Source organism: Hymenobacter terrestris, from assembly GCF_013377905.1.
Lineage (GTDB): Bacteria > Bacteroidota > Bacteroidia > Cytophagales > Hymenobacteraceae > Hymenobacter > Hymenobacter terrestris.
This window is the reverse complement of the sequence record NZ_JABKAV010000107.1, coordinates 1-6,460: the sequence shown is the minus strand read 5'-3', so window position 1 is coordinate 6,460 and position 6,460 is coordinate 1. Positions and strand designations below refer to the sequence as shown.

8 protein-coding genes are annotated in these 6,460 nt (G+C 55.9%); all 8 read left to right on the top strand.

Annotated features, from left to right (window positions below; translation table 11 throughout):
* The first annotated feature begins 77 nt into the window (after positions 1-77).
* Entirely contained in the window at positions 78-785 is a 708-nt protein-coding gene (locus HW556_RS17705) for a hypothetical protein (RefSeq protein ID WP_176901452.1), read from the top strand.
* Between the two features lie 124 nt (positions 786-909).
* Positions 910-1,371 carry a hypothetical protein gene (locus tag HW556_RS17700; RefSeq protein ID WP_176901451.1) on the top strand — a complete coding sequence of 154 codons (462 nt, stop codon included), beginning with the start codon at positions 910-912 and terminating at the stop codon, positions 1,369-1,371.
* A 106-nt stretch (positions 1,372-1,477) separates the two neighbouring features.
* On the top strand, positions 1,478-1,807 hold the full coding sequence (locus tag HW556_RS17695; protein WP_176901450.1) for a DUF805 domain-containing protein: 330 nt from the start codon (positions 1,478-1,480) through the stop codon (positions 1,805-1,807).
* 365 nt (positions 1,808-2,172) lie between these two features.
* Positions 2,173-3,009: a DUF6503 family protein gene (locus HW556_RS17690; protein ID WP_176901449.1), complete on the top strand. Its 837-nt coding sequence runs from the start codon at positions 2,173-2,175 to the stop codon at positions 3,007-3,009.
* 491 nt (positions 3,010-3,500) lie between these two features.
* Positions 3,501-4,835, top strand: a complete 1,335-nt coding sequence (locus HW556_RS17685; RefSeq protein ID WP_176901448.1) for an alkaline phosphatase family protein — start codon at positions 3,501-3,503, stop codon at positions 4,833-4,835.
* 389 nt (positions 4,836-5,224) lie between these two features.
* On the top strand, positions 5,225-5,617 hold the full coding sequence (locus HW556_RS17680) for a pirin family protein (RefSeq protein ID WP_176901447.1): 393 nt from the start codon (positions 5,225-5,227) through the stop codon (positions 5,615-5,617).
* Positions 5,568-5,813 (top strand): pirin family protein, encoded by a 246-nt coding sequence (locus HW556_RS17675; protein WP_317170546.1) that lies wholly within the window; start codon positions 5,568-5,570, stop codon positions 5,811-5,813. Before HW556_RS17680 ends, HW556_RS17675 begins: the two co-directional genes overlap by 50 nt.
* A 200-nt stretch (positions 5,814-6,013) precedes the next feature.
* Positions 6,014-6,460, top strand: a 447-nt coding sequence (locus HW556_RS17670) for a Crp/Fnr family transcriptional regulator (protein ID WP_176901445.1), incomplete at its 3' end; no start/stop codon positions are given.

The window sequence follows — 6,460 nt, the reverse complement described above, 5'->3', positions numbered from 1 at the left end:
CTTTATTTAAACAGGAGGCGCGTTAGCGCCCTCGTTTCGAAATGGTGCTAGATTGTGTCCTCAAAAGGCCCTTCATCATGACGTACTCCCTCCCCGAGCAGCTCATCCGCCATGCTTTTTTCTTTTCGGTGTGGTGTTTGGAGCATTGTCATGATATGGCGCCCTATCATCGCCAGGTGGCCACGTTGAGCCAGCTGCCGGAAGGAACAGTCGGCCATGAACTAGCCACGTGCCTGCTGGCGCGGGAGCTCACGTTAGTGCCCGGCTTCGAGAGCCATGACTTGAAACACGTCGTGCTGGCCTACGAGCTAGAACCGGTAGGCGAAATTCGCATGCAAGCCTTTATGCTGGGCAACGGCAATTGGACGCTGCCCAGCCTCCTGATTTTTCTGTTTGGCCTGTTCCTGTTACCCCAGCATTGGCGCTTATTCCGGCAGGACTATCGGGCCGGCCAACACTGTGCCCCGCTCGCTGCCCTGGCGATTGAAGATTGCCAACACCAACCCGTGCAGGAACTGCGCAGCCAGCTTTTTAGTCGGTATCAAGAACTCAAACTCACTGCCAAACCGACCATCCACATGCGACTGAGCTTGCTGAGCAGTTACGGGCTAATAGCCATTGGGGTAGCGGCAATGCTGTTTTGTTACCCCTTTCTGTGGTCGGCGGACCTGGCTGATTTGGTGGGCGCCGGCTTTCCATTTGTGGCTGGGGCTATTTTAGTAATAGGAGGCTTACTCAACTTAACCCTGCAAGCTCACTTGCGCGCCAAGCCAGCAAACGCATAAGGCTCTTCTTCCAAACCCTAGAGTAAGATTCGGACCGTTTTTGTGAACGGGCGTACCGAAGCCACCGGGCCTTGTATGTGAACCATTCACGTATTTGCACGGCTTCTCTTTCCCTGCCTTACGAATGAAAATTGTTTACCAGCTACTGCTGCTTTCGGTCCAGGCCGGCATCACGTTCGTGGTCTTGCTGGGAGTCTACCTGCTTCTGGCGTTGCTGGACTACCGGGGAAGCTTCCCTGCCTTTATCGGCTTGGTGGCCTTCCAACCCCTGATGGGCGCGCTCCTTTCCCTGGCCACGATAAGCCTGTGCGTGCTCGTGGGCCTGCCCCTGCGACTCGCCGCTTTCGGACGCTGGTGGCGCCAACGGACACTCCTGGCCTTGGGAGGCGCCGCGGCCGGGGTTGCCTTGTTGGGGCTTTCCCTGTTTCTGCGGGGCGCGACCGCCTCAGCCGGTTTCACCGAGCCATCCGTCCTTGCCCTGGCGAGCAGCGGGTGGTTTCTGCTGGCCTTTTCCCTGCTGCACGTATTCCCGCCGGATACGCTCCTGCATCGTGTAGGGCTACTCAGGACACAGTACAGCCAGTAAACGCTCCTTTTTTCAAACAGAGAGCGTTTACCTTCGAACCGTTTTCTTTAACGGAGTTAGCTTGCTCTTATGAAAAGCCCTTATTCCTATTGTTGTTCGGTTTCTTATGTTTCGTGATGCTTTTTCCCCTTCTGGTCGCATTCGACGCTTGGAGTATGGGCTCAGCTACTTAGCCTATTTTTTCGGCCTACTCATCCTTCAGCTGGTACTTGGCCCGAATGATAATAACAATTTTTTAGTGGCCGTCTTTGACGTGGTGTTTTTTTCGCTTTTAACCTGGTTTCTGCTGGCCCAGGGCACCAAAAGATGCCATGACCGTGGCAAAAGTGGCTGGTACCAACTCATCCCTTTTTACGTCTTTTGGATGTTGTTTGCAGACGGAGATGCGGAGGAAAACGCCTATGGGCCCAACCCGAAGCAACTGTTGCGGCGATAGGCACTTCAACCCTCGTTTTGCTAATCGGACCGTTTTCCTGAACGAAGTGGGGTATTATTCTCTCGTTCTGCTAAGTAGCGTGGCGCTTCACCACTTTTACGGCCTGCGACCCTTTTCCGCCTCGTCCCCTTCTTCCCTGAATTACTCGCCCAATGGAGCCGTCTATCACCCTGAAGGAACTCGGTGTGCTGGTGTTGTTTTTAGGGTGATTTTGGTAAGCAGTGACTTGCAGCTACGTCTGCAAAAGGCTGGGGAAGGCTTAAAGTAATTTTGTCCCACCGCCGCTATAAGAAGGCCTTTTTCGGTGTCAAGGATGAATAGGGTTTTCTAAGGGGCACATTTTTCGATGTTTCATTGCCTTCTCCTTGCAAAAGGAAAGGGAATTTAGAAAAAAAAGTTCAGCTGATTTTATGGGAAATAATTGGTTTCGAGGTTGTAAGTTTTTTTTGGCTGTAATACACACAGTCGCGGTTCTTTCGTGCCAGAAGGGAGTCGATAAAATACCCGTTTCAATAAAGGCTAAAAGCAAAGCCCAGGAGGTGGTAGACTTATCTATAAAAGCTCACGGCGGCAAATTGTTTGATAAAATTCTGGTTCGCTTCACCTTCAGAGAAAGGCAGTATACAGCTTTTAGAAATGATGGCTTTTTTACATATACAAGATCTTATAGCGATTCTTCTGGCCATGTGAAAGACGTGCTGCAGAACAACGGCTTTTACCGTGAAGTGAATGGCAAAAGGATTGACCTGTCAGAAGATAAAAAACTGGCCTACTCAAACTCTGTAAACTCTGTTATCTATTTTGCCTTACTACCTTATGGTCTGAACGATGCCTCTGTCCACAAACAATACCTTGGGCAGTTTATGCTGAAAAATATTCCTTTCCATAAAATTAAGGTAACGTTCAACCCGGAAGGGGGAGGAATTGATTTTGATGATGAGTTTGTGTATTGGATACACCCCCAAACATATAAAGTACACTATCTGGCCTATAGCTATAAAGTCAATGGAGGAGGGATACGGTTCAGGGAAGCTTTTAATGACAGGGAAATCAACGGCGTGGTGTTTCAGGATTATATAAATTTTGAACCCCTGTCTGACACCGCTTCGCTAGAACACTTGGACAAAGCTTTTCTAACCGAGAGACTTAAAAAACTTTCAGACATTCATCTGGAGAATATTTTGGTAACCATAAACAAATAACTAAAAAGAATGAAGACAACATATTTTGAGGTGGTCTATAGCGTTTTCGTGAACGGTTCGGTCGTTTTTCAGCCAGTGGTGGCGTGATAGCCACAGTGGTTAAACCAGCCAAGTGCATCAGCGCTGGAAATCCAGTCGATGGCGGCTTGCAGGGCCTGCGTCAAGGCCTCGCGGGTACGGGCCTGGGCCGCCCGCAGCTTGGTTTTGAGCTTAACCGTGCCTTCTTCTAGCCGTCATCTTGTCTTCACACGGCTGACGTACCTTTGGATTTTGTAACCAGCGCCGCCCGCTGCGTTTTGGCGTGTTTGGGTGTTCGGGGCTCCGTTAATCCGTTCCCCGCGCAGTGCCCAGCCTGCCGATGCCCGGAAGGTGCGCGCGCCCTCGACCAGCCCTTCCGGTAGGTGCCGGGGCTTGGGCTCCGCAATTCCGGCTTCGCCGAGCCAGCCATTCATCTTTCGCTTTTGCAATTCAGAAACCTTCTTTTGTTTTCTATGAAGTGCCTGCTTATTACTTTGGGCTTGAGCGTGGGCCTGGCCTGGCCCGCCCGTAGCCAATCCGCCAAACACGTGGTGTTGATTAGCATCGACGGGTTTCGGCCCGACTTTTACCGCGAATCCAACTGGCCGACGCCCAACTTGCAGCGCCTGGCCGCCCAGGGCGTTTCGGCCGACGGCGTGCGGGGCGTGTTTCCAAGCGTCACTTACCCCTCGCACACCACCCTGATTACAGGCGTGGCCCCCGCCGCCCACGGCATTTACTACAACTCGCCCTTTGAGCCGGACGGGGCCACCGGCCGCTGGTACTGGGAAGAAAATTTGATCAAAACCGAAACCCTCTGGGATGCCGTCCGCAAAGCGGGCCGGAAGTCGGCCTCAGTGATGTGGCCGGTGTCGGTGGGAGCCCCCATCGATTACAACGTGCCCGAATTCTGGTCAACGGACAAAAATATAGACCGCTTGACGCCCGTGCGGGAGCAGACCACGCCCACGGGCTTGTTCGCGGAAATCGAACAAAACGCCACCGGCAAACTCACGGCCCGTGACATGAGCAGCGACTACGTGAGCGGTGACGAGAACGGCAGCCGCATAGCCGCTTACCTGCTCGAAACCTACAAACCCGCCTTGCTGACCTTGCACGTATTTGGGGTAGACCACGCCGAGCACCAGGACGGGCGCGACGGCGCGCACGTACGCCGGGCCCTGGCCACCGCCGATTGGGTGGTGGGCAACCTGCTGGAAGCCCTGACCAAGGCCGGCATCGACAAGGAAACGGCCGTGATTGTAACCGGCGACCACGGCTTCGTGGACATCACTACCACGCTGGCCCCGAACGTGTGGCTGAGCGAAACCGGCCTCTATGGCTCCGGCAAAGGGAACTGGAAGGCCCAGTTTCATACCTCCGGTGCCGCTGCTTTCCTGATGCTTAAAAACCCCAAAGACCTGAAAACCCTGGCCCGGGTCCGCCGGATGCTGGCCGCCGCCCCCGCCGCCCAGCGCGCCCTTTTTCGGGTGGTGGAGCGGCCGGAGCTGGACGCCATCGGGGCCGACCCGCACGCCGCGCTGGCCCTGGCCCCGGTGCTGGGCGTGGCCATGAGCGCCAGCCGCGAGGGCGCGGTGGTACGGCCCGGCAAGGGCGGCACCCACGGCTTCTTCCCCGACACTCCCCAGATTCAAACCGGCTTCATCGGGTACGGTGCCGGATTCACGGCGGGCCAGGTGGTGCCTCAAATGGAGCTGCAGGACATCGCGCCCATTGTGGCCAAACTGCTGGGGCTGCCCTTTGCGCCCAACCAAAGCCAGCTGCCCGCGCAGCTCGTTAAGCCCTAGCCGGCCGGCTGGAGGGCACTTCCGCTGCGCGAAACGCAATTAGTGTCTCCTGTAGGGAAGCCTTCGGCTGGCTGACCGGGCATGGCAAAGAGATGATAAAACGCAAGTGGTTTGGGGTGAGCTACGCAGGATGAAGGATCGGGGGCTTCACCGAATAGCCGGCAGTTATCAGGGGGCTCGCGTGTTTTCGCAGGCACGGAGTGTATTTCTTGGACGGAGGCGCGTCGTAGGCGGCCACGATTCCCTGGCCGTGGCCATTGTTCGCTCCTTTTCTTTAACGGGGTGCGTTTACCTTCGGACCGTTCCAACTCCTGCGCGTCCATCCGGGCGCACCGCTGCACAATGCCGCCGACCTCGGGCTAGGGCCGCTGGGCCTTATCGACCACGCTATGCAGTCCAGTGTACTGGTAAAGATGCACGAGCACCGCAATGATGAGATTCTCTCGTATCTGCGCCAGGGCACGCTTGTTCACCAAGATTCCACTGGCCAGCAGGCGGCGCTTACGCCCACCAGCCTAATGATGATGAATGCGGGGCGGGGGTTCTGGCACGAGGAGTCCATCCCGAAAGGTGGGGAGCCGATAGAAATGCTGCAGATTTTCATCCGCCCCCACGCGGCCAACCTGGAGCCGCAGGTGGCCTGTCACTCCTTCCCCACTGCCTATTCCGCAAATTCGGGGCGGCGGGCCGGACTCGGCCAATGCCCCCCTGACTATCCGCAACGACGTCTGGGTGTACGATACGCTGCTGACAGCGCAGACCCTGTCGCTACCAAATCTTAACGGCCGTATGGCCTTGCTCTACGTGTTCGGTGGTAGTATTGAGCTTGAAGAAAAGGGCAATGTCCTGCAAAAGGGCGACTTTGCTCTCATTCGCAATGAATTGGTGAGCGTAGTAGCCCCGGAAACCGCCCAATTAGTTTTGTTTCTTGTGAATCAGCAAGCCAGATTCTCGCGGGCTGGCACCCTGAGCGCGTAGCCGGCGCGGGAATAGAACATCACAAAATTACCTCTAAAAGCACAGCTGGCTTAATAACAGGGGGGGGGGGGACTGTCGGATTATACTTGGCACGTACCTACTTTCCAGGCCCTTGCTTACCAGCGCAATTCCATACTGACGGCTGCTGACAGTGCGCAACAATGGAACCGCAAGCCTACCAGCTCATTCTTCCCGATTTTATGTCCGTATCCAGTCTCCTGAACACCGTTGCAACGTTTAACGACCTGCCAGCCGAAACACTTGCTTGGCTGGCAACCCACGGCGAGCTGCACGACTACGCCGATGGGGCAGTAATTGCCAGCCCCGGCGACGAAGCGCACTATTTGATGGCGGTGCTGGCCGGAACCGTGCAGTACTACGTGGTGCGGGGGGGCAACCGGGAGCCAGTTTTTCGGCTTGAAACCGGCCAGGTGGGGGGCGTGCTGCCCTACTCCCGGCTACGGGTGGTGAAAGGCAAGAGTGTAGCCGTGGGCAACACCAGGCTGTTTCAGCTGCACCGCGATGCATTTCCGGCTCTCGAGCAGCAGAGCCCGGAGCTAACCATGCGCTTGGTGAACCTGATGAGTGACCGGGCCCGCACCGAGGCCCGCGGCCAGGAGCGCGACGACAAGCTCCGGGCCCTGGGT

What these genes read in the sequence shown, in the direction of transcription:
- HW556_RS17680 (WP_176901447.1), top strand. Translation starts at nt 5,225, where the DNA reads ATGCAGTCCAGTGTACTGGTAAAGATGCACGAGCACCGCAATGATGAG.
- HW556_RS17700 (WP_176901451.1), top strand. Translation starts at nt 910, where the DNA reads ATGAAAATTGTTTACCAGCTACTGCTGCTTTCGGTCCAGGCCGGCATC.
- HW556_RS17705 (WP_176901452.1), top strand. Translation starts at nt 78, where the DNA reads ATGACGTACTCCCTCCCCGAGCAGCTCATCCGCCATGCTTTTTTCTTT.
- HW556_RS17695 (WP_176901450.1), top strand. Translation starts at nt 1,478, where the DNA reads ATGTTTCGTGATGCTTTTTCCCCTTCTGGTCGCATTCGACGCTTGGAG.
- HW556_RS17685 (WP_176901448.1), top strand. Translation starts at nt 3,501, where the DNA reads ATGAAGTGCCTGCTTATTACTTTGGGCTTGAGCGTGGGCCTGGCCTGG.